20 protein-coding genes and 1 tRNA gene are annotated in these 21,332 nt (G+C 67.4%); 13 read left to right on the forward strand and 8 right to left on the reverse strand.

Features of this window, described 5'->3' with window-relative positions; translation table 11 throughout:
- Nucleotides 1–47 precede the first annotated feature (47 nt).
- Complete coding sequence (locus E3T40_RS11760; RefSeq protein WP_104171661.1) at nt 48–1,535, forward strand: amino acid permease; 1,488 nt, start codon at nt 48–50, stop codon at nt 1,533–1,535.
- On the opposite strand, the gene E3T40_RS11765 is transcribed toward E3T40_RS11760, so the two are convergent.
- The gene (locus E3T40_RS11765; RefSeq protein ID WP_104171662.1) at nt 1,532–2,758 is read right to left on the reverse strand and encodes a CdaR family transcriptional regulator; all 1,227 of its coding nucleotides are present in this window, start codon (nt 2,756–2,758) and stop codon (nt 1,532–1,534) included. The genes E3T40_RS11760 and E3T40_RS11765 overlap by 4 nt on opposite strands.
- A 357-nt stretch (nt 2,759–3,115) precedes the next feature.
- On the opposite strand from E3T40_RS11765, the gene ald reads away from it, so the two are divergent.
- Nucleotides 3,116–4,234: an alanine dehydrogenase gene (gene ald, locus E3T40_RS11770; RefSeq protein WP_104171663.1), complete on the forward strand. Its 1,119-nt coding sequence runs from the start codon at nt 3,116–3,118 to the stop codon at nt 4,232–4,234.
- Nucleotides 4,235–4,479: 245 nt separating this feature from the next.
- On the opposite strand, the gene E3T40_RS11775 is transcribed toward ald, so the two are convergent.
- The 5 genes from E3T40_RS11775 to E3T40_RS11795 all read right to left on the reverse strand — a co-directional run bounded on the left by E3T40_RS11775 (nt 4,480) and on the right by E3T40_RS11795 (nt 9,957).
- A complete protein-coding gene (locus tag E3T40_RS11775) occupies nt 4,480–5,169 on the reverse strand; it encodes a TetR/AcrR family transcriptional regulator (RefSeq protein WP_134543708.1) in 690 nt (229 codons plus the stop codon).
- A complete protein-coding gene (locus E3T40_RS11780; protein ID WP_104171665.1) occupies nt 5,162–6,463 on the reverse strand; it encodes an ABC transporter permease in 1,302 nt (433 codons plus the stop codon). Before E3T40_RS11780 ends, E3T40_RS11775 begins: the two co-directional genes overlap by 8 nt.
- Entirely contained in the window at nt 6,460–7,182 is a 723-nt protein-coding gene (locus E3T40_RS11785; RefSeq protein ID WP_104171666.1) for an ABC transporter ATP-binding protein, read from the reverse strand. Before E3T40_RS11785 ends, E3T40_RS11780 begins: the two co-directional genes overlap by 4 nt.
- A 195-nt stretch (nt 7,183–7,377) precedes the next feature.
- On the reverse strand, nt 7,378–9,048 hold the full coding sequence (locus tag E3T40_RS11790) for a hypothetical protein (RefSeq protein WP_134543711.1): 1,671 nt from the start codon (nt 9,046–9,048) through the stop codon (nt 7,378–7,380).
- A gap of 270 nt (nt 9,049–9,318) precedes the next feature.
- Nucleotides 9,319–9,957, reverse strand: a complete 639-nt coding sequence (locus E3T40_RS11795) for an MBL fold metallo-hydrolase (protein ID WP_104171668.1) — start codon at nt 9,955–9,957, stop codon at nt 9,319–9,321.
- 55 nt (nt 9,958–10,012) lie between these two features.
- Between E3T40_RS11795 and E3T40_RS17125 the strand changes: the two genes are divergently transcribed.
- The 11 genes from E3T40_RS17125 to E3T40_RS11845 all read left to right on the forward strand — a co-directional run bounded on the left by E3T40_RS17125 (nt 10,013) and on the right by E3T40_RS11845 (nt 19,836).
- Complete coding sequence (locus E3T40_RS17125) at nt 10,013–10,393, forward strand: diacylglycerol kinase family protein (RefSeq protein WP_233199372.1); 381 nt, start codon at nt 10,013–10,015, stop codon at nt 10,391–10,393.
- An 11-nt stretch (nt 10,394–10,404) separates the two neighbouring features.
- On the forward strand, nt 10,405–10,956 hold the full coding sequence (locus E3T40_RS17130; protein WP_241981760.1) for a hypothetical protein: 552 nt from the start codon (nt 10,405–10,407) through the stop codon (nt 10,954–10,956).
- A gap of 10 nt (nt 10,957–10,966) precedes the next feature.
- Nucleotides 10,967–11,039 (forward strand) — tRNA-Glu (locus E3T40_RS11805).
- A 238-nt stretch (nt 11,040–11,277) separates the two neighbouring features.
- Nucleotides 11,278–12,303, forward strand: coding sequence for a TerC family protein (locus E3T40_RS11810; RefSeq protein WP_104171669.1), 1,026 nt, complete (start codon nt 11,278–11,280; stop codon nt 12,301–12,303).
- A gap of 44 nt (nt 12,304–12,347) precedes the next feature.
- Entirely contained in the window at nt 12,348–13,190 is an 843-nt protein-coding gene (locus E3T40_RS11815; RefSeq protein WP_241981761.1) for a PP2C family serine/threonine-protein phosphatase, read from the forward strand.
- Nucleotides 13,191–13,390: 200 nt separating this feature from the next.
- Nucleotides 13,391–14,836 (forward strand): 3-isopropylmalate dehydratase large subunit, encoded by a 1,446-nt coding sequence (leuC, locus tag E3T40_RS11820; protein ID WP_104171670.1) that lies wholly within the window; start codon nt 13,391–13,393, stop codon nt 14,834–14,836.
- Between the two features lie 3 nt (nt 14,837–14,839).
- A complete protein-coding gene (leuD, locus tag E3T40_RS11825; RefSeq protein WP_104103024.1) occupies nt 14,840–15,448 on the forward strand; it encodes a 3-isopropylmalate dehydratase small subunit in 609 nt (202 codons plus the stop codon).
- A gap of 98 nt (nt 15,449–15,546) precedes the next feature.
- Nucleotides 15,547–16,869, forward strand: coding sequence for a UDP-N-acetylglucosamine 1-carboxyvinyltransferase (gene murA / locus E3T40_RS11830; RefSeq protein ID WP_233194190.1), 1,323 nt, complete (start codon nt 15,547–15,549; stop codon nt 16,867–16,869).
- Nucleotides 16,870–17,002: 133 nt separating this feature from the next.
- The gene (locus E3T40_RS11835) at nt 17,003–17,698 is read left to right on the forward strand and encodes a 1-acyl-sn-glycerol-3-phosphate acyltransferase (protein ID WP_233194191.1); all 696 of its coding nucleotides are present in this window, start codon (nt 17,003–17,005) and stop codon (nt 17,696–17,698) included.
- Nucleotides 17,688–18,815, forward strand: a complete 1,128-nt coding sequence (locus E3T40_RS11840) for an NAD(P)H-dependent glycerol-3-phosphate dehydrogenase (protein WP_233199374.1) — start codon at nt 17,688–17,690, stop codon at nt 18,813–18,815. Before E3T40_RS11835 ends, E3T40_RS11840 begins: the two co-directional genes overlap by 11 nt.
- Entirely contained in the window at nt 18,718–19,836 is a 1,119-nt protein-coding gene (locus tag E3T40_RS11845; protein WP_104171672.1) for a D-alanine--D-alanine ligase family protein, read from the forward strand. The genes E3T40_RS11840 and E3T40_RS11845 overlap by 98 nt, the downstream gene beginning before the upstream one ends.
- Nucleotides 19,837–19,864: 28 nt before the next feature.
- Here E3T40_RS11845 and E3T40_RS11850 read toward each other — a convergent pair whose 3' ends face one another.
- The gene (locus tag E3T40_RS11850; RefSeq protein ID WP_104171673.1) at nt 19,865–20,092 is read right to left on the reverse strand and encodes a sulfurtransferase TusA family protein; all 228 of its coding nucleotides are present in this window, start codon (nt 20,090–20,092) and stop codon (nt 19,865–19,867) included.
- A 35-nt stretch (nt 20,093–20,127) separates the two neighbouring features.
- A complete protein-coding gene (locus tag E3T40_RS11855) occupies nt 20,128–21,186 on the reverse strand; it encodes a YeeE/YedE family protein (protein WP_134543713.1) in 1,059 nt (352 codons plus the stop codon).
- Between the last annotated feature and the right edge of the window lie 146 nt (nt 21,187–21,332).

A 21,332-nucleotide genomic window follows, 5' to 3' on the forward strand; every position in this document is an offset into this window, starting at 1 on the left:
TCGTCCTCTAGGTGGCTGTGTCTGCGCCGTTTTGAGGAAGAAGCCCCATGCCTGAACGCACCACCGCGGTACCCGGAACCTCACGTACCGGGGCCGCAGCCCGAGACTCGCACGCGGATCCGAGCCTTGCTCGCTCGTTGAGTCGGCGGCACATCCAGATGCTCGCCATCGGCGGCACGATCGGAACCGGGCTGTTCATGGGCGCCGGCAAGACCATCTCCCTCGCCGGGCCGGCCGTGATCTTCGTCTACATGATCATCGGCTTCATGCTTTTCTTCGTGATGCGGGCCATGGGCGAGATCCTGCTGTCCAACCTGGACTACAAGTCGTTCAGCGACTTTGCCGGTGACCTGCTCGGCCCGTGGGCGAGCTTCTTCACCGGCTGGTCGTATTGGGCGTTCTGGGTGGTCACCGGCGTCGCCGACATCGTGGCCATCTCCGGCTACGTCGACGTGCTGGCACCGGGCACGCCGCTGTGGATCCCCGCGCTGCTCACTCCGGTTGCGCTGATCCTGCTCAACCTGCCGAGCGTCAAGGCGTTCGGTGAAGCCGAGTTCTGGTTTGCGCTGATCAAGGTCGTCGCCATCGTGGCCCTGATCGGAACCGGCCTGGTAATGATCATTACGCACTTCACCTCCCCGTCGGGTGCCGTGGCCGGCTTCGAGAACATCTGGAACGACGGCGGGATGTTCCCGCACGGCGTCGCCGGCTTCGTGCTCGGCTTCCAGATCGCCATCTTCGCCTTCGCCGGAATCGAGCTTGTCGGCACCGCGGCCGCGGAGACGAGGGACCCGGAGAAGAACTTGCCCCGGGCCATCAACACCATTCCGCTGCGGCTGCTGCTCTTCTACGTGGGTGCCCTGGTGATCATCATGTCGGTCAACCCGTGGCGCACCATCGACCAAGGCAGCAGCCCTTTCATCGGCATGTTCGCCCTCGCCGGGCTGGGGGTCGCGGCCATCGTCGTCAACCTGGTCGTGCTCACCTCCGCCGCCTCGAGTGCCAACTCCGGCATCTACTCGACCTCCCGGATGGTCTACGGCCTCGCGCAGGACGGCAATGCCCCGAAGACCTTCGGCACGCTGAGCAGCCGCAAGGTGCCGAGGAACGCCCTGCTGTTCTCCTGCATATTCCTGCTGGCCGGGCTGGTGCTGCTGTACACGGGTGATTCCTTCATGGGTGCTTTCACGCTTGTCACCTCGGTGGCATCTGTGCTGACGATGTTCGTCTGGTCCATCATCATGGTCAGCTACCTCGCCTTCCTGCGCCGCCGTCCCCACCTGCACGCCGCCTCGAAATACAGGATGCCGGGCGCTCGGTTCATGCCCTGGGTCGTGCTGGCGTTCTTCGCCTTCATGCTCTGGGCCCTGGGCCAGGCTGACGACACGCGCCTCGCGCTGGTCGTGGCCCCGGTCTGGTTTCTGGCCCTCGGCGCCGCGTGGTACGTCAACCGCAAGGCGCCGCTGCAGCAGGCCCGGATCGTGGAGTGGAAGGCCGACGTTCAAGCAGAGAAGGCCACGCTCGTCCGGCGCTAGATCCGCGGCCGCCGCGACCAGCGGTCTGCCTTCATCGCGAGGTGCAGTTCCAGCCGCACCTGGCCGCCCAGCGGGTCAGCGCCGATCAGGGTGCGGATCTTCGCCAGCCGGTTGTAGATGCTGCTGCGGTGCAGGTGCAGGGCCGCCGCGACATCCTGAACCGACCCGTCGGTGTCGTAGAGCAGTTCCAGCATCGGAAGCAACTCGTGGTTGTCGTCGAAGTCCCGCAGCTCGGCGAAGTAGACCGATTCCACGGGGGAAAGGTTGCGGCTGCTGGCCGCGAGGAACTGGTAGACGCCGATCTGGCGGAAATCGGCGATGGTGCCCAACCGGGCGTCGACGGCGGCGGCCTGCACCGCTTTGCGGGACTGGATGTAGGCATCCGGGAACCGTCTGAGATCGGTGAACACCTCGCTGAAGCCCATCAGGTCGGGACGCTCGGGGGTGCCGCCACGCCGGGCGAGTTCGGACCGATAGCGGTGAAGCATCTCGGTGTGTGCCACCTTGCCCGGTGAATCGCGCAGCAGCACAACCGCGTGGGTCTCGGTGCCGGCGCTGAACCGGGCCGCGTCGATGCCGACCGTGGCGTGCAGCGCCGAGATCCGCTGGAGCAGAACGCCGGCGGCGAAATCGGGCGTGGCCTCGCCGCCGTCGGCCTGCTCGACGGGGCGGGGCATCAGGGTGGCGAGATGCCACGGTCCGGTCCCATGAATCTGCGGCCAGCCCGCGATCTCCTCGATGGCGGATGTCTCCGCGTGGCAGGCCGCGAGGAATAGGGCCTCACGTTGCCGGCGGTGCTCGGATTCGGCGGTGTTGGTGTCGAGCAGGGTCTCGGCCAGCCGGTCCAGCTGGCCGCGCACAGCGGGCAGCTCACGGAGGATCGCCTCCGGGGATTCGTCGTGCGACCCCTGCATCGCCCACAGGTAGCCGACCCGGAACCCCCGCACCATCAGCGGCACACAGACGCGGCCGAGCATGCCCAGCGCGGCGTTGGCGGGAACGGCGACGGGACGGACCGCTGTGCTGATTCCGTGCTGCAACTGCCAAGCGCTGACGTCGGCGGGCACCTTCTTGCTCAACAGGAAATTGACACGCACGCTGTCGGCGAGCGGCTGGTCCCTGCTGTACGCCAGCAGGCCTCCGTCGAGGTCCTCGAGCGAGAGGGCGCGGTCCAGGCCGGCCGCGAGGTGTTCGACCAGGTCTTCGATTTCCGCGGTTCTCATTGGCTCAATGCTAGGGGGCCGGAGCAGGCCGGAAACGGACATCAGGCGACGCTTGCCGGGTTGACGCGCGACAACTGTCGAGTGACAAAGCGGTTCCCCGTTTCGGTGACCGGTGCGGTCCGGAGCGAAGCCGACCGTGATCACCAGGAAAACCCCTGAACACGAGGCTTATTTATGCTGCGGTGGAGCCGTTGTCGGCATCGGTCTCCGTCGCTGGAGCGCAGGGCCGACGGCGGCGTGCGGCTCGGGCCGAATTGGTGGATTTAGTCTTGACCCCGCTGCGGTTCACCGTCGAAAGTGGCGCCGCAGCCACCTGTCACAAGTTCAACGAAGCAGTACTGAGCAACGGAGTCGGCCATGATCATCGGTGTACCCAAGGAAATCAAGAACAACGAATTCCGCGTAGCCATCACAGCCTCGGGCGTGCACGAGTTCCTGGCCGCCGGCCACACCGTGTTGGTCGAAAAGGGTGCCGGCCTCGGATCGCACATCACCGACGACGAGTACCACGTGGCCGGCGCCGAGCTGGTCGACTCCGCCGACGAGATCTGGGCCCGCGCCGACATGGTGATGAAGGTTAAGGAACCGGTCGCTTCCGAGTACCACCGCTTCCGCGAGGGTCTGATCCTCTTCACCTACCTGCACCTGGCCGCCGAGCCTGACCTCACCCGCGCCCTGACCGAAGCCGGCGTCACCGCCATCGCCTACGAGACGGTGCAGACCGCCAACCGCGCGCTGCCGCTGCTGGCCCCGATGAGCGAGGTGGCCGGCCGACTGGCCGTGCAGGTCGGCGCGCAGTCCCTGATGGCCCCGGCCGGCGGCAAGGGCGTGCTGCTCGGCGGCGTGCCCGGGGTGCGCCCCGCGAAGGTCGTCGTGCTGGGCGCCGGCGTCGCCGGCACCAACGCGGCCGCCATGGCAATGGGCCTCGGCGCCGACGTCACGATCCTCGACATCAACATCGACCGGCTGCGCCAGCTCGACGCGCAGTACCAGGGCCGGCTGAAAACTGTCGCGTCCAACTCCTACGAGATCGAGAATGCCGTGACGGATGCCGACCTGGTCATCGGCTCCGTGCTGATCCCGGGCGCCAAGGCCCCGAAGCTGGTCACCAACGCCCTCGTGGCGCGCATGAAGTCCGGCTCCGTGCTGGTCGACATTGCCGTGGACCAGGGCGGCTGCTTCGAGGACACCCACGCGACCACGCACGAAAACCCGACCTACCGCGTTCACAACTCGATCTTTTACTGCGTCGCCAACATGCCCGGCGCCGTGCCGAACACGTCGACCTACGCGCTGACCAACGTCACCCTGCGGTACGCCCTCTCACTGGCCAACCTCGGCGTGAAGGCGGCGCTCGAGCGCGATGACGCCTTGGCCCTCGGCCTGAACGTCGCCGCCGGAGCGGTCACGAACCGTTCCGTGTCCGAAGCCCACGGCCTGCCGCTGGCCGACTGGCGCGAGCTCGTCACCGCGTAGCGCCGCGAGCGCTCCTGGCCTGCCGCCGGTCGAGCAACCGGTGGTCGGGCTCGTCGAGAAGCGGCGACCCGACGTCCGGAGGCTCCCGTTCGGCGCTCGAACTCGTCGAGACCCGGTGCGCCACCCCGCGCTAACTTCGGAGATTTTCGCAACACGCCGCTCAGCCGGGCGCGAAAACCGGGGTTTCCCGAAAATCTCCGAGATTGCGTCACGATGGATGCCCGTTTGCGACGCTGCGGCGCCCGTTAGCGGGGCGCCGGAACAGCCGTCTCCGTCAGGCGCTGCACCAGGGCGAGGGAGTGGTGCAGTAACTCGCCGGGGCTGCCGGTGAAGCCGCCGGAGAACCACTTCTGCATCGAGTAGCGCATGACACTGCCCGCGAGGGCGACGACCATTCTGGCCTCGTCGGCCAGATCGGGGGTGCCCGTCTCGGTGCGCCCCTGGGCGTGGAAGCGGTCGAGGACCAGCTGCACCAGATGCTCCTCCAGCTCCGCGATGCGGGACGTCTCCCCGGTGAGGAGTTCCGGGGTGCGCTCGATCAGCATCCTACGGTTACGGAGGAGTTCCGTGTCGGGGGAGTGGTCGGCCACGGCGGCAGCGATCATTTCAACGAGGTCGCCCAGCACGTCCCGGCCGGTGCCGTGCACGAACGCCTGGTGCTCGGCATCCGTCGGCTGAGGCGGCGCACCGCCGAGGAACGCGCCGTCCTTTGTGCCGAAGTAGTTGAAGAAGGTGCGCGGCGAGACCACGGCCGCCTCGCAGATCATGTCGACCGTCACCCGGTCGTAGCCGTGCTCGAGGGCCAGCGAGATGGCGGCCCGCTCCAGCGCCGACTGGGTGGCCGCGCGCTTGCGGGCGCGCAGCCCCAGGTCGGCGGCGGGGCCGGCCGGACCGGGGCCGTTCGGGCCCGCACCGCTCGGGCCCGTGCTACTCATACCGCAGGGCGTCGATCGGGTTCTGCCGCGCCGCGGCCCGGGCGGGCAGGGTACCGGCCAGGAAGGCGATCAACATGACGACGCCGATGATGATGGCGATCGAACTCGGCGCGAACTGCACGACCTGAAGTCCGGGCAGGTTCTCGAACACGGTCGTAGCGAGGATGTTGCTGATCACCGAACCGACGCCCACCGCAACGAGCGCGCCCAGGGCGCTGCCCAGGAAGCCGATGAAGACGGCCTCGGTGCTGAACAGGGCGTAGACACGGCCGCCGTTCATGCCCATAGCCTTCATCAGCCCGATCTCCCGGGTGCGTTCCTGCACGCTCATCAGCAGCGTGTTGATGATGCCGAAGCCGGCGGCGATCAGCGCGATCACGGCGAAGGCGTTGAGCACGCCGATGATGACGTTGATCACGGTTTCGAACGAGCCGATCTGGTCCGCGACGGTCTGTGAGGCGTAGCCCTGGTCGGCGAGGTCGGCCTTGAGCGCGACGATCTCCTCGTCGGAGGCGTCCAGGTCGAACCGGGCGGTCGCGCTGGCGTAGCTCTGTGGTGCCCCGGCGGAGGTGCCGGCGAGTTCGACGTCGTGCAGCCGGTCGGTCAGCGGCTGGTTGAGGCCGGCCCCAGCGCCAAGGATGGTCTCGTTCTGCACGCCGACGATGGTGGCCGGAACCTGCTGCGGGGTGCCCGCGAAATCAGTGATGCCGATGGAGACGGTCTGGCCGATGGCCGACTCCGGGGTACTGAAGCCCAGCGCGTCGAGGTAGGTGGTCGGCAGCAGAAGCTGGTCGGTGGCGCTCTCGTTGTCCAGTTGAGCCCCGGCCGCCAGGTCGGCCGTGGTGAGGGTGGCGGCCGCGTTCACGGTCAGCTCGAACTTTCCGCTGCCGTCGTACTCGATGAAGTCGGGCGTCACCTGCACCGCCGGGTCGACGCCGAGGATGCCGCTGGTGGCCTTGATCGTGTCGAGATCGGCGTCGGTGAGCGCCTGGATGGTGCTGCCAGGGCGCGAGCCGTTGCCCAGGCTGATCGTGGTGGCCTTCTCCGGGTCATACGCCGCCGGTCCGTCGCTCTCCGTCGCCGCGGCGTCGTCGGTCTTGGAGACCGTGAGAACATCCGCCGCACCGATCGCCGAGACCTGGCTGTTGATGTAGCTCGTCACCCCGGTGCCGATGCCGCTGGTGATGGTGAGCGTGAACGCGCCGATGAAGATGGCGATGACGGTCAGGCCGGTGCGGAGCTTGCTGCGAAAACTGTTCGCGATCGCGGTTGTGATGATGTCGACGAATTTCATGCGCGCGCTCCCTCGGGCTTCGAGATGGCTTCAGGAGATCTGGTGACGTCCTCGATCCCGTCCCGGATGAAGATCTGGCGGTCGCAGCGGGCAGCGAGATCGATGTCGTGGGTGACGATGATGAGCGTGATGCCCTTGTCCTTATTGAGGGAGAAGAGGATGTCCTCGACGACGGCTCCGGTGGCCGTGTCGAGGTTGCCGGTCGGTTCGTCCGCGAAGATCACCTTCGGGTTGTTGACCAGGGCCCGGGCGATGACGGCGCGCTGCTTCTGCCCGCCGGAGAGGTTCATGGCCTTGTTCTTCGCCTTGTCGGCCAGCTCCAACTGCTCCAAGGCCTTCATTCCGCGCGCCCTGCGCGCCTGCGGGCTGACCCCGGCTATCTTCAGGGGGAGCACGACATTCTCGAGCACACTCGCATTGGCGGTGAGGAAGAACTGCTGGAAGACGAACCCGAAGTCCTGGTTACGAAGCCGGTTCACCTCCTTGCCCTTGAGCTTCTTCGCATCCGTTCCCTCGACCAGCAGCGCGCCGCTGTCCGGGTCGTCCAGCAGCGCCAACAGGTGCATGAGCGTGGACTTGCCGGACCCGCTCTTGCCGACGATGGCGACGGATTCACCGGCGCGGATGTCGACGGAGACTCCCTTGAGCGCGTCGAAACGGTTCGCCCCGCTCCCATAGGACTTGCCGATGTTCTGGGCCGAGAGAACGGGAACAGTCATAGGGGCAGCATCCTTCGGGGGAGACGTCATCGGGTCGCACTTGTGCAGAGCCATCAAAATTACAGTAGCTGCACCGATGCCCCGTCAGCTGGGTGCGCCCTGTGCAGGGGCGGTGCATCCCCTTCTTTGGTTTTGGGCCGGACAAAGCGGGGCCCGGATCAGTGGATCCAGGCCCCGCGGCCTATCGGTTCTCGGTCAGCGCCCCATTCTCAGGCGGCGGATCAGCCAGACGGTTGCCCCTGCCAGGACCAATCCGATTAGGACCATGATCCCGGGAGCCGCGCGATTGAAGCTCAGCGTCTCGGCGCCATCGGCCAGCTTGCCTGAACCCGCGGCCACCTTGGCATAGCCGGCGCTCAGCTCGGCGGTGCCGGCGGCGAGCGTGTTCGCACCGTCGAGGAGCGTCCCGGATCCGTCCGACACTTTCTCGGTGCCTTCGGCCAGGGCAGTGGACCCGGTTTCGAGCGCAGTGGTGCCGGCGACCAGCGTGGACGCCCCCGCCGCGAGGGTCTGCGTGCCGTCGGTCAATGACCCGGCGCCGACCGAGATGCGGGTTGCGCCGTCGGCGAGACTCACAGCGCCAGTTGCCAGGGTCGTCGCTCCCGTGAACAACGACGAGGCGCCGGCGGCTACTCGGCTGGTGCCGCCCTGGAGGGAGCTTGCACCGGTGGAAACCGCGCTGGTGCCGGCCGCAACCCGTTCGGAACCGGCGGTGAGGGCCTGCGTACCGACCTGGAGTTCCGAGGCCCCCGTCGCGACGGCACCTGTCCCCGCGGCCACCGCGGCAGCTCCGCCGGACACCTGGGCCGCGCCGGCGGCGAGGGTTGTGAGCCCGTCGCGCAGTTCTGCGGATCTCGTCTGGAGCACCGCAGTGCCCTCGCTCAGGGGCGTCAATCCGTCGCGGAGGACGGCCGAACCGTCCCGAAGGGCAACAGCCCCGGACTCAACCCCCGTGGTGCCCGTGTGCAGGCTGGAGGCGGCGGAGCTCAGCCCCTGGAGAGTGGCCAGAAGGGCGTCCGGGGTGATCGTGTCCGCCTCGACCTGGTCGGCCAGGGTGGCGAGGGCGGCATCCAGCCTCGTGGCGCCCGCAGCGACGCTGCGGGCTCCGTCGCTGAGCTCGGTCGCCCCCAGCGCGAGGGCCTCGGCGCCGCGCCGAGCCTGGTTCGTGCCCTGGGCGGCGGATGCCGTTCCAACGGCGAGCAGGACCGAGCCGTCGCGAGCCGTCCTGGCGCCGAGGGCAGCCTGGCCGGCGCCGGTGGCCAGGGTTGCCGCACCCGCGGCAACCTGCGTTGCGCCGGCGGAGACCTTCATGGCGCCGGTCCCTGTCGTGGCGACGCCGGCGGCGAGAGTCGCCGCACCGGTCGCAGCAGCTCCGGCACCGGCGGCGAGAGCGCTCGCTCCGCTGGCGGCGGTGGCGGCGCCGGCGGACAGCGTCTCCGCGCCCCGTGCGGCCGATTCGGCGCCGAGCACCAGCCTGGTGCTGCCGCTGACGCTCGTGAGTGCTCCGTCGAGGAGGGTGCCGGCGCCGGCCGAAGCGTTCGCCGCACCTGTCGCCAGGCTGATGGCGCCCGTGTTGGCCCGGGTCGCCCCAGCCTGGAGGTCGGTCGCACCGGCGGCCGCGGCGGCCGCGCCCTCCGACAGCGTTTCGGCGCCCACGGCGAGTTGTGCCGCGCCGCCGGTGACTTTCAGGGAGCCGGTTTCCACCGTGACGGCTCCGGTGGAGAGTTCTCCGGCGCCGCTGGCCAGCCGCCCGGTGGTCAGGAAGAAGAACGTCAGCAGCATGACCAGCATGAGGCTGAGCCCGGCCACAGTGGAGCGAATGCCAATGGTGCCTGGGCGGGATAGTGCACGGTCAGATCTCGTCATTGAGGCTCCTTGAAAGACGTGAGCAGGCATGCGGGCATGCCGGAACTCACATGGTGTGGTGTGCGGTGCGCGGTCAGACTCCGACGTCACGGCCGGTGGTTCACGGCCGTGCGGCACGGTGGCGCGCCGGAGTGACACGACCGTAGCAGTGGGGAGAGGCCACGAACCGAAGCCCGGAAAAGTTCGGGGCCAGGGCTAACGCATTCCGCGCTGACTATATATCGTTTGTGGGATTCCTACAGGGCTACCCCCCGAAAGGAGCGTCAAACATCACAGGTCAAGGGACTCGTTCGGCTCGAGCGGGAAGAACTCGCCGCCGTTCTGCTCGGTGGCCCACTGAATCCGGGCGTTGGACAGTTCCTTGCCACCCCGGGAGAGTCCCATTTCGTGGGTGGGGAAGGTGCGGCGCGGCTCGAGGGCCAGCACGTAGTCCATCACCTCGCTGATCTTGAGCCAGGGCGCGCCGGCCGGAACGGCGAGGGTCTGCACTGTCACGCCTTCCGGAATCGCAAACGAGTCACCGCCGTAGTAGAGCTCCTCGTCGACGAGTACGCCGAGGTTGTCGATCACCGGAATCGTTTTGTGGATGATAGCGTGCGTGCCGCCGAAGAAGCGCAGCCGAAACGGCCCGGCCTGCACGGTGTCGCCCGCGCTGACGACGGTCACGGGATAGCCGGCGGCGGCGGCCGCGACCCCGGCCGGGGCAAAGATCGCCACGTCGGGGTTCAGGGCGATGATGCGGTCCAGCTGTTCCGGGGTCCAGTGGTCGGGGTGCTCATGGGTGAGCACGACGGCGACGGCCCGGGCGGTGTCGGTGAGCGGGCTCGTGAACGAGCCGGGATCGATGAATAACTTCTGGCCGGCCTTGTCAAGAATCAAAGCCGCGTGCTCGAGTTTCGTCAGTTTCATGGATTGAGCTAATACCCAATCCCAGAGCGCTGCAAGCTGAGACCATACTGGAGCGGTGCCTCCATGTCTTCACCTCGTCGTCGCCATCAACGCCGCCGCCGCTTTCGGTCGCCGCAGGGACGTCGGCCCTCGGGTTGCCCAGGCCCTGGTCGCGGCCGGCCATCAGGTGACCAGTCTGAGCGCCCCCAGCTTCGACGCGCTTCGCCGCGACGTCCAGGGCGCGCTGGTGTCGCGGGTCGACGCGCTCGTGGTCGTCGGCGGCGACGGGATGGTCAGCCTTGGCACCAACCTCCTGGCTGGCACGAGTCGACCTCTGGCCATTGTGCCGTGCGGCACGGGCAACGACCTCGCGCGCGGGCTGGGGATCCCGGTCGCGACACGGATGCCGCCATCCGTCACCTGCTCGATGCCCTCACCCGCCCGCCGCGGGCCATAGGCGCCGCCCGGGTGCGGTGCGGCGACACGACGATCTGGTTCGCGGGCGTGCTTTCGGCCGGGCTCGACGCCGTGGTCAACGAACGGGCCAACCGGATGCGCCGGCCCCGCGGGAAGAGCCGCTACACCCTGGCCATGCTGCTGGTGCTGACGACGTTTCGGCCCATCTCCTACCGGCTGACCGTCGACGGCCGGCCACGCCGGGTGCGGGCCATGCTGATCTCCGTCGCCAACAACGTGTCAATCGGCGGCGGCATGCGCATCGTTCCGGGTGCGGTGATCGACGACGGCCTGCTGGACCTCTTCATCGTGGCCCCGCTGTCGCGGGCGGGTTTCCTCCGTGTCTTCCCGAAGGTATTCTCGGGCACGCATGCAACCCTGCCGCAGGTGGAAATCACCCGGTGTCGCAGCATCCGGATCGACGCCGATTGGTCGCCGCCTACGCCGACGGGGAGAGGGTCGGGGCAATGCCGGTGCAGGTCGACGTGGTACCCAAAGCCCTGCTCGTGCACGCCTGAGCCGCTCAGTTTGGTTTTAGCTATCGGCGTGTGGCATATTAGGTGAGTTGCAAAACGGCCCCATCGTTTAGCGGCCTAGGACATCGCCCTCTCACGGCGGTAACGCGGGTTCGAATCCCGCTGGGGTCACAACAGCCCGGTTTCCTTCTTTTCGAGGGGCACCGGGTGTCTTATTTAAGCGAGACCCCGGTAGACTCCACGGAGTGAAGGGGAATATCCCTGTGCCCGTTTCGGGCACCTCGCCGTGAACGTCAACACGGGCCGCGTCGCAGGGGCCCGGCACGGCGGTATCGATCCATCGATACGGGAGAGACTCTCAGGTTTCCTGCTGCCTCCAGCATCCCCTTCAGTGAAAGGCTCAACACGCATGGAAATTGCTCTTCCGCTCTGGTTTGAGATTGGGTCGCTCGTCGTCCTGACGCTCGTCCTGGTTGCCGACCTCCTCATCGTCTTCAAGCGGCCGCACGTGCCCTCGATGCGCGAGGCCAGCCTGTGGGTTGCCTTCTACGTGGGACTGGCCCTGATCTTCGCCCTGCTGATGCTGGTTCTGGGCGACGCCGAGCACGCGGGACAGTTCCTCGCCGGCTGGCTCACGGAGTACAGCCTCAGCATCGACAACCTGTTCGTTTTCGTCATCATCATGGCGAGGTTCTCGGTGCCCCGGAAGTACCAGCAGGAGGTGCTGATCGTGGGCATCATCATCGCGCTGGTGCTGCGCGGCATCTTCATCCTGCTCGGAGCCCAGCTGATCGAGAACTTCAGCTGGATCTTCTACATTTTCGGCGCGTTCCTCCTCTACACGGCCGTGCACCAGGCGGTCGCAAAAGAGCCCGACGTGGACGAGGCCGACAACGGGCTGATCCGTTACCTGCGTCGGCACATGAACATCTCGTCGACCTTCGACGGTTCGAAGTTGCGCACCCTGGTCGACGGCAAGAAGGTCTTCACCCCCATGCTGATCGTGCTCCTCGCGATCGGCACCACCGACCTGGTCTTCGCCCTCGACTCCATCCCGGCGATCTTCGGCATCACGCAGAGCCCCTTCATCGTGTTCACCGCGAACGTGTTCGCCCTGATGGGGCTGCGTCAGCTGTACTTCCTGCTGGGCGGGCTGCTCGAACGCCTCGAATACCTCAATTACGGGATCGCGTTCATCCTGTTCTTCATCGGCGTCAAGCTTGTCTTCCATGCCCTGCACAACAATGAGGTCTTCTTCATCAACGGCGGCGAAGGCGTGGGCTGGGCTCCGGAGATCGACACCTGGACTTCTCTCGGGGTGATCGTGGTTTCCATGGCCGTGGCCACCATCGCCAGCCTGATCAAGGCTCGGCGGGATGCTCGCCGGCGCGGTCACACCCTCGCCGAGGAGATCCCCCACTTCGTCGAGGAGTGACATTCGCCGACGTGCCTCGCACGCACTCGAACACAGGAGCTGACGTGGCCTCGCAGAGTGAGAGCGAACTGGTGCTCCCCGCAACCCGTGCGCGGTTCGTGTTCAGTGCCCGGAGCGACGTCGGCCGCGAGCGCAAGGTCAACGAGGACAGCTTCCTGGCCCTGGCCCCGGTCTTCCTGGTCGCCGACGGCATGGGTGGTCACGCCCAGGGCGACGTGGCCAGCCAGACAGTCGTGCGGGTCTTCGAGGAACACATCGCCTGCGACGCACCTTCGACCCCGGAACGCGTGCTCGACGCCATCCACTCGTCGAACGATGCGGTGCGCGACCTCAGCGCCGTCGACGACTACGGCACCGCGGTGTCCGGCACGACGCTGTCGGGCATCGCGTTCGTCGACGCCGGCGACGACGTCGGCTTCCACTGGATGGCCTTCAACGTCGGCGACTCGCGGGTCTACACCTGGGACGGGCACACGTTGGCGCAGCTGAGCGTCGACCATTCCGCTGTGCAGGAGATGGTCGACGCGGGTCTCATTTCCAGTGACGAGGCGGAGCAGCATCCGGAACGCAACGTGATCACCCGCGCGATCGGCGCCGACGAGTCCGTGGACGCCGACGTGTGGCTGCTACCGGCGTCCGGGCGGCACGCGTTCCTGATCTGCTCCGACGGACTGACCAAGGAACTCGGCGCGGCCGAGATCGCGAAGATCCTGGCATCCTATGACGGTGATAGCTTGCCCAGCCGGTCCCGCGCAGACGTGCTCGTCGACGCTGCTCTGGCCCGCGGCGGACACGACAACGTGACGGTCGTCTATGTGGAGTCGGAACTGGGCAACCCTGAGCAGGACGACACCGCCGACACGGGCGAAGCAGCGCGCCACAGATAGAGTGGCGTCGTGGACACAGCGGAAAGCACCCTCGAATGAGGGGCGTCAGGCAAAGCTCGCACACGCAAAGTGTTAGCCTGTCAGGGTGCTGCTGCGTCGACTCTCTCTTCCCTGCCGCGACGAGTCCCAGTTCTGAGGCCTCTCTCGTCGTGGAGTTCTGGTTGGCTGCATACCCATCGTTGAGGAAGACGCACACACACATGACTGACGCACCACTGCTGGAAGAACGTCCGCGTACTCTGGCCGAAAAGGTTTGGGACAAACACCTCGTCGCCAAGGGCGAAGACGGCACGCCCGACCTGATCTACATCGACCTGCACCTCGTGCACGAGGTCACCAGCCCGCAGGCCTTCGACGGGCTGCGCCTGGCCGGACGCCCTCTGCGCCGCCCCGATCTCACCATCGCCACGGAAGACCACAACACGCCGACCCTGGCGATCGACCAGCCCATCGCCGACCTCACCAGCCGCACCCAGATCGAGACGTTGCGGCGCAACTGCGAGGAATTCGGCATTCGCCTGCACTCGCTCGGCGACATCGAGCAGGGCATCGTGCACGTCGTCGGACCGCAGCTGGGCCTGACCCAGCCGGGCATCACCGTCGTCTGCGGCGACTCCCATACCTCCACCCACGGCGCCTTCGGGGCCATGGCGCTCGGCATCGGCACAAGCGAGGTAGAGCACGTGATGGCCACCCAGACTCTGCCCCTGACACCCTTCAAGACCATGGCGATCACCGTCGACGGCACTCTCCGCCCCGGCGTGACGGCCAAGGACATCATCCTCGCCGTGATCGCGAAGATCGGTACCGGCGGTGGCCAGGGCTACGTGCTCGAATACCGCGGCAGCGCCATCCGCGCCCTCTCCATGGAGGGTCGCATGACCATCTGCAACATGTCGATCGAGGCCGGCGCCCGCGCGGGCATGGTGGCCCCGGATGCGATCACCTACGACTACCTTCAGGGTCGCGCACACGCCCCGGAAGGCCAGGATTGGCTCGACGCGGTCGGCTACTGGGACACCCTCGCCACCGACGACGGCGCTGTGTTCGACGCCGAGGTGCTGCTCGACGCCGACACTCTCGAACCCTTCGTGACCTGGGGCACCAACCCCGGGCAGGGCGTGTCCCTGAGCGATACCGTGCCGGACCCGTCCGGAATCATCGACGCCAACGAGCGCTCGGCCGCCGAACGCGCCCTCGAGTACATGGACCTGGCGGCTGGCACCCCGATGAAGGAGATCCGGGTAGACACCGTCTTCCTCGGCTCCTGCACCAACAGCCGGGTCGAGGACCTGCGCGCCGCCGCCAACATCATCCAGGGCCATAGCCTGGCCCCCGGCGTGCGGATGCTGGTGGTGCCCGGTTCTGCGCGGGTGCGCATCGAGGCCGAGGCGGAGGGCCTCGATAAGATCTTCACCGACTTCGGCGCCGAATGGCGCTTCGCCGGCTGTTCGATGTGCCTCGGCATGAACCCCGACCAGCTCGCTCCCGGCGAGCGGTGCGCTTCCACGAGCAACCGCAATTTCGAGGGCCGTCAGGGCAAGGGCGGGCGCACGCACCTCGTCTCCCCGCTGGTCGCGGCGGCGACCGCTATCCGCGGTACGCTGTCGAGCCCGTGGGACCTGGTCCAGGATGGAGACGAGTAAGTAATGGAAAAGTTCACAACCGTCACGGGCATCGCGCTTCCACTGCGCCGCTCCAACGTCGACACCGACCAGATCATTCCCGCCGTCTACCTCAAGCGCGTCACCAAGACCGGCTTCGAAGACGCCCTCTTCGCCCGCTGGCGCGCCGACCCCGACTTCGTACTCAACAACCCGGCCTACGAGGGTGCCCGCGTGCTCGTGGCCGGCGCCGACTTCGGCACCGGCTCCTCGCGGGAGCACGCCGTCTGGGCGCTACGTGACTACGGCTTCGACGTGGTCCTCAGCCCCCGCTTCGGCGACATCTTCCGCGGCAACTCCGGCAAGCAGGGTCTGCTCGCCGGCCAGATCTCCGAGGCCGACGCCCAGCGCCTGTGGGACATCATCGAGGCCTGTCCCGGAGTCGAACTGACGGTCGACCTCGTGTCGAGGACCGCCCGCGTGGGCGGCCTCACCGTTCCGTTCGAGATCGATGACTATACCCGGTGGCGCCTCCTCGAGGGCCTCGACGACATCGGCCTCACACTGCGCGATGAAGCGCGGATCGCAGAATTCGAATCCCACCGGGAGCCATGGCGGCCCCGCACTCTCCCCGCAAGGCAGGTACGTTTGTGAGCACCATCAGCGAAATCACCCAGGACCGTGAAGACGACCAGAACCGGTCGGACGCGCAGAACCGCGAGAACGCCCAGAACTGGGGCGCGGCCGTCGGGCTGCAGGGCGACCGGATCACCATCCGCGGCGGCATCCCCCTGGTCGGCCGGATCGAACTTAAAGGCGCGAAGAACCTGGTCACCAAGGCCATGGTCGCGGCCCTTCTCGGTGAGAGTCCTAGCACGCTCAAGAACGTGCCGAACATCAGCGACGTGCGCATCGTGCGCCAGCTGCTCGAAGTGCACGGCGTCAAGGTCACCGACGGCGCCGAGCCCGGCGAACTGCTGCTCGACCCGGTCGACGTCGAGAGCGCGCATTTCGCGGCGATCGACGCGCACGCCGGTTCCTCGCGCATCCCGATCCTGTTCTGCGGCCCTCTGCTGCACCGCCTCGGGGAGGCGTTCATCCCCGATCTCGGCGGCTGCCGCATCGGCGACCGCCCGATCGACTACCACCTGGACGTGCTGCGCAAGTTCGGCGCCGTCGTCGAGAAGCAGCCCAACGGCATCCGGATGTCCGCGCCCAACGGGCTCAAGGGCACCAAGGTGTCCCTGCCCTACCCGAGCGTCGGCGCGACCGAGCAGGTACTCCTGACCGCCGTGCGCGCGGAGGGCATCACCGAGCTCAAGGGCGCGGCGATCGAGCCCGAGATCATGGATCTCATCAACATTCTGCAGAAGATGGGCGCCATCATCACGGTCGACACCGACCGGGTGATCCGGATCGAGGGCGTCGAGCGCCTCGAGGGCTACAACCACCGCGCCCTGTTCGACCGGAACGAGGCGGCCAGCTGGGCGGCAGCGGCCCTGGCCACCGACGGCGACATCTTCGTCGGCGGCGCGCGCCAGCCCGAGATGTTGACGTTCCTGAACGTGTTCCGCAAGGTCGGTGGGGCGTTTGACATCGAAGACGACGGCATCCGTTTTTACCACCCGGGCGGCGACCTCAAGCCCGTCATCATCGAGACGGATGTGCACCCCGGCTTCATGACGGATTGGCAGCAGCCGCTCGTGATCGCCTTGACCCACGCGCACGGCGTCTCGATCGTGCACGAGACCGTCTACGAGCAGCGCTTCGGCTTCGTGGACGCTCTCGTCGAGATGGGCGCCACCATCCAAATCCACCGGGAATGCCTCGGCGGGCACCCCTGCCGGTTCGGCCAGCGCAACTTCAACCATTCGGCCGTGATCACCGGGCCGACGAAACTGACCGGCGCCGACATCGAGGTTCCCGATTTGCGTGGTGGCTTCAGCCACCTGATCGCGGCGCTGACCGCGAAGGGAACCTCCACCGTCAGCAACGTCGGAATCATCAGCCGCGGCTACGAGAACTTCATCACCAAGCTTCAACTGTTGGGGGCTGACTTCGATCTCGAAGGATAATGGGGCTGTGCCAGCATCCGATCCAGCGTCCGTGTCCGATCCAACGCCCCAGACCCACATCTCCCGTGACGTCGTGAACCCCGGGCGGGAGCGTTCGGAGACCCGGCGGCCATCCGTGTTCTGGGTGCTGGCGATGATGATCCTTCCGGTGATCAATCTCGCCGTGCGGTACAAAGTCACCGACGCCGCGAAGTTCCCCCGTTCGGGGGCGTTCGTGATGGCGCCCAACCACTTCAGCGAGATCGACCCGCTTCTGATGGGGGTGCTGAGCTGGAATATGGGGCGCGCGCCCCGGTTCATGGCGAAGGCATCCGTCTTCAAAATCCCGGTGATCGGGTGGCTGCTGCACAAGTCGGGACAGATCCCGGTGCAGCGCGGCGGCAGCGTGCGCGGCAGCGAGCCCGTGAAGGCGGCCGAGCGACTGGTCGAACGTGGCCAGATGGTCGTCGTCTACCCGGAGGGGTCGCTGACCCGGGACCCCGCGCTGTGGCCGATGCGTGGCAAGACCGGCGCCGTGCGGATCGCTCTCGAGCAGGGTATCCCGATCGTGCCGGTGGCCCACTGGGGAGCGCAGGCGATCATGCCGCGCTACTCGAAGCGCCTGAGCCTATTCCCGCGCAAGACCGTGCTGGTCAAGATCGGTGACCCGCTCGACCTGGCGCAGTTCCGGGGCCGCAACCTCGACCCGGCGACGCTCAACGAGGCCACCACGCTCGTCATGGCCGCCATCACCCAGTTGCTCGAAGATCTTCGGGGCGAGACGGCGCCGTCCAAGCGCTGGAACCCGACCGAACACGATCAGAAAGAGACCGGCCGTTTTGAAGCCTAAGGTTCAGCCAGGCAAACGGGTGGCCGTTCTCGGCGCCGGCAGCTGGGGCACCACGTTCGCCAAGATCCTGGCCGACGGCGGGGCCGACGTCGTGCTGTGGGCCCGCCGTCCCGAGCTCGCCCGCGAGATCACCGAGGCCCGGCGCAACAGCGACTACCTGCCCGGCATCAACCTGCCGGAGGGCCTGCGGGCCACCGCGAGGCTCGACCTGGCCCTCGCCGGCGCCGAGCAGGTGTTCGTATCGGTGCCGAGCCAGTCGCTGCGCGAGAACCTGATCCTGGCCGAGCCGTTCCTGGCTCCCGGCGCCATCGTGGTGTCGCTGATGAAGGGCGTCGAGCGCGGGTCCGGCCTGCGCATGAGTCAGATCATCGCCGAGATCCTGCCGATCAACCCCGACCTGATCGCGGCGATCTCCGGACCCAACCTGGCCCTGGAAATCGCCAAGGAACAGCCGACGGCGGCCGTGGTCTCCTCGAACAGCCTCGAGACCGCGCAGGCCGTTGCCATGCTGGCCCGCAACCGCTACTTCCGCTCCTACGTCAACACGGATGTCATCGGCACCGAATTCGGCGGCGTGCTGAAGAACCTCATCGCCGTGGCCATCGGCATCGTCGACGGCGTCGGCTACGGGGAGAACACGAAGGCGTCGATCATCACCCGCGGCCTCGTGGAGATGACCGATTTCGCGGTGGCCTACGGCGCGCATCCGGAAACGCTGGCTGGCCTGGCCGGCCTGGGCGACCTGATCGCGACCTGCCAGTCGCCGCTGTCGCGCAACAACACCGCCGGCCGGCTCCTCGGCCAGGGCTACGGCATCAACGACGTCGTCAAGCAGATGCAGCAGACCACCGAGGGTCTTGCGTCCGTCGGACCGATTCTCGATCTCGCCCGCGCCAAGGGGGTGGACATGCCCATCGTTGAGCAGGTCCGCCAGGTGCTGGCCGGTACTCTGAAACCGCGGGATCTCGCCCCGCACCTGACCACGGACTCAGCGGAGCCGCAGGGCGAAAGGACGATTGATGACGAACAAGCTCACGGTGGCGCTGCTCTTTGGGGGTCGGTCAAGCGAACATTCGATCAGTTGCGCCACAGCGGGCGGCGTCCTGGCGGCGATTGACCGCGACCGCTACCACGTCATTCCGGTCGGCATCACCCGCGACGGAGCCTTCGTGCTCGAAGCGGATGACCCGGCCCGGTTCACATTGGACGCGGACGAACTGCCGGAGGTCTTCGACAACGGCACCCGCATCCGCTGGCCGGAGAGCAGCCTCAGCCGCCAGTTGACCGTCAGTGACGGCGCCGGCTACCGTTCGCTCGGCAACGTCGACCTGGTCTTCCCGATCCTGCACGGCCCGTTCGGCGAGGACGGCACCGTGCAGGGGCTGCTCGAACTCGTCGGGCTGCCCTACGTGGGCTCAGGCGTGCTCGCGTCGGCGCTCGGAATGGACAAGCACTTCACCAAGACCGTCTTCCAGCAGGCTGCCCTCCCGGTCGCCCCGTGGCGGACCATCACCGCCGGCGATTGGGCCGAGGCTCCCGGGATGGCGTTCGCGGCGGCCGAGGAGCTCGGGCTGCCCGTGTTCGTGAAGCCGGCTCGGGCAGGGTCGAGCGTGGGCGTGAGTCGGGTGTCGACCCTGGACCAGCTCGCCGAGGCGATGCGGGTTGCTCTGCTCGAGGACAGCAAGGTTCTGATCGAGGCCGGGTTGCGCGGACGCGAACTCGAGATCGCGGTGCTGCAGGGGCGTCCTGGGGAGCCGACGCGGGCATCCGTCGCCGGCGAGGTGCGGGTCACCGGGCGGGACTTCTACGACTTTGCCGCCAAGTACCTCGGTGCGTCCGGCATCGACCTGGTCTGCCCGGCCGACCTCACCTCCGAGGAACTCGCCCAGATACAGGCCCTGGCCATCCGCGCGTTCGACGCGATCGATGGCGCCGGCCTGGCGCGGGTGGACTTCTTCCTCACCGATGACGGCTGGGTGATCAACGAGATCAACACCATGCCCGGGTTCACCCCCATCTCGATGTTCCCGAGCTGCTGGCTGGCCAGTGGCTTCACCTACCCGCAGTTGATTGATGAGCTGATCGAGGTGGCGATCGCCCACCGCGCCGCGTCGGCCGCGCTGCACCTGGCGGTCTAGCCGCCCAGCCGCGCGCCCGGCGCGGCGATCAGGCCTTCTGCACCGTGATGGTCCAGTGGGCGTCCCCGACGCGATCGAAGTGCGTGACCGGGTAGCCGCTCTCCGCCGCCCAGCGTGGCAGGGCGTCCGTCGCTTGCGTGCAGTCGAAGTTGATGGTGAGCTCGTCGCCGAGGTCGAGCTTCTCGATTGCGGCTCCGGCCTCCACGAGCGGGAACGGGCAGACCTGACCGTCGGTCTCAAGTACGTACTGTGCCATGTCGGGCTTCTTTCTCCTGGTTGGCTACGGGGTTGCTACTGGTTGGCCGGAACGCGAGCGGGGGAGACCCCTACCCGCGCGGACCCGGTGATGAAGAGGCGCGTCGCGGCGCCGGTGCCGATGATCATGAACACCAGCGCCACCCAGCCCTGGAGGCCGAAGGTGGCGGTGTCGACCATGCCGTTGCCGATGGTGCATCCGCCGGCCAGGCTGGCTCCGACGCCCATCAGCACTCCGCCGAGGATGCTGCGGATGGTGGTGGTGACATCGGGCAGTCGCACCCGGAACTCGCCGCTGCCCTTGGCTGCGATGACCGAGCCGAGCAGGATGCCGATCACCAGGTACACTCCCCAGTCGATCAACTGGGGATTGCCGCGCACGAGGTAGTTGACGATGTTCGAGGACGGCCCGGTGATACCGAGCCCGGACTCGCGCCCGGTTGCCCAGCTGAGCGGCCAGGCGAGGATGGCGAGCGGCGCGATGATCAGGGCGGTGGTGAACGCGCCCCATTTCTTCTCGAACAGGAGATGCTGGATGCCGCTCGTGCGGGCCGGGAGCGACGCGACCGGCAGGGACGACCGCAGCCGCAGGTGGTGCCGGGCGAGCAGGCCGACGCCGGTGACGAGCACCGCGACCAGCACCCACGGTGAGATGCCGAGGACTCCGTGGATGGTGGAGGCCTCCACGGTGATACCGCGCAGCGCCGCGACCGGAGCGGACAGCGCGCCCGTCTTCGAGATGGCGGAGAAGAGGGCGTAGAAGATCAGGGCGAACCAGCTGCCCACCAGACCCTCGCCGGCGCGGTAGTAGGTGCCCGTGGCGCATCCGCCGGCCAGCACGATGGCGAACCCGAAGATGAACGCACCGATGATCGTGGCCAGCCAGGCGAAGGGCTGGGGGTCGAGGGTGATCACACCGGCAGCGTCGAGGCCGAAGACTCCCACACTCTGCACGGCGATGACGATCAGAAAGGCCGTCAGCCAGCGGGTGCTGCCCGTGAGCCACAGGTCCCGGAACGCGCCGGTGACGCAGAACCTGCCCCGCTGCATGGTGAAGCCCAGGGCGACGCCCAGGCCGAGTCCGGTGAGAAGCATGTCGTGTCCCCGTCCATCAGAGGCCGCACGCCGTGTGACGGCGACTCCCCGGCGACGTTACGGGCCGGCCGGCGGCGCTGCTCCCAGACGTCGCGGCGTAACGAAATGAGACGTAACACTTGACAACTCCGTACCCGCACTCGTCC

It is taken from the genome of Cryobacterium sp. TMT1-19, assembly GCF_004403055.1.
Taxonomy (GTDB): Bacteria; Actinomycetota; Actinomycetes; order Actinomycetales; family Microbacteriaceae; genus Cryobacterium; species Cryobacterium sandaracinum.

Coding starts and splice junctions, on each gene's coding strand:
- E3T40_RS11760 (WP_104171661.1), top strand. CDS start 48: ATGCCTGAACGCACCACCGCGGTACCCGGAACCTCACGTACCGGGGCC.
- E3T40_RS11765 (WP_104171662.1), bottom strand. CDS start 2,758: ATGAGAACCGCGGAAATCGAAGACCTGGTCGAACACCTCGCGGCCGGC.
- ald (WP_104171663.1), top strand. CDS start 3,116: ATGATCATCGGTGTACCCAAGGAAATCAAGAACAACGAATTCCGCGTA.
- E3T40_RS11775 (WP_134543708.1), bottom strand. CDS start 5,169: ATGAGTAGCACGGGCCCGAGCGGTGCGGGCCCGAACGGCCCCGGTCCG.
- E3T40_RS11780 (WP_104171665.1), bottom strand. CDS start 6,463: ATGAAATTCGTCGACATCATCACAACCGCGATCGCGAACAGTTTTCGC.
- E3T40_RS11785 (WP_104171666.1), bottom strand. CDS start 7,182: ATGACTGTTCCCGTTCTCTCGGCCCAGAACATCGGCAAGTCCTATGGG.
- E3T40_RS11790 (WP_134543711.1), bottom strand. CDS start 9,048: ATGACGAGATCTGACCGTGCACTATCCCGCCCAGGCACCATTGGCATT.
- E3T40_RS11795 (WP_104171668.1), bottom strand. CDS start 9,957: ATGAAACTGACGAAACTCGAGCACGCGGCTTTGATTCTTGACAAGGCC.
- E3T40_RS11810 (WP_104171669.1), top strand. CDS start 11,278: ATGGAAATTGCTCTTCCGCTCTGGTTTGAGATTGGGTCGCTCGTCGTC.
- leuC (WP_104171670.1), top strand. CDS start 13,391: ATGACTGACGCACCACTGCTGGAAGAACGTCCGCGTACTCTGGCCGAA.
- leuD (WP_104103024.1), top strand. CDS start 14,840: ATGGAAAAGTTCACAACCGTCACGGGCATCGCGCTTCCACTGCGCCGC.
- E3T40_RS11835 (WP_233194191.1), top strand. CDS start 17,003: ATGATGATCCTTCCGGTGATCAATCTCGCCGTGCGGTACAAAGTCACC.
- E3T40_RS11845 (WP_104171672.1), top strand. CDS start 18,718: ATGACGAACAAGCTCACGGTGGCGCTGCTCTTTGGGGGTCGGTCAAGC.
- E3T40_RS11850 (WP_104171673.1), bottom strand. CDS start 20,092: ATGGCACAGTACGTACTTGAGACCGACGGTCAGGTCTGCCCGTTCCCG.
- E3T40_RS11855 (WP_134543713.1), bottom strand. CDS start 21,186: ATGCTTCTCACCGGACTCGGCCTGGGCGTCGCCCTGGGCTTCACCATG.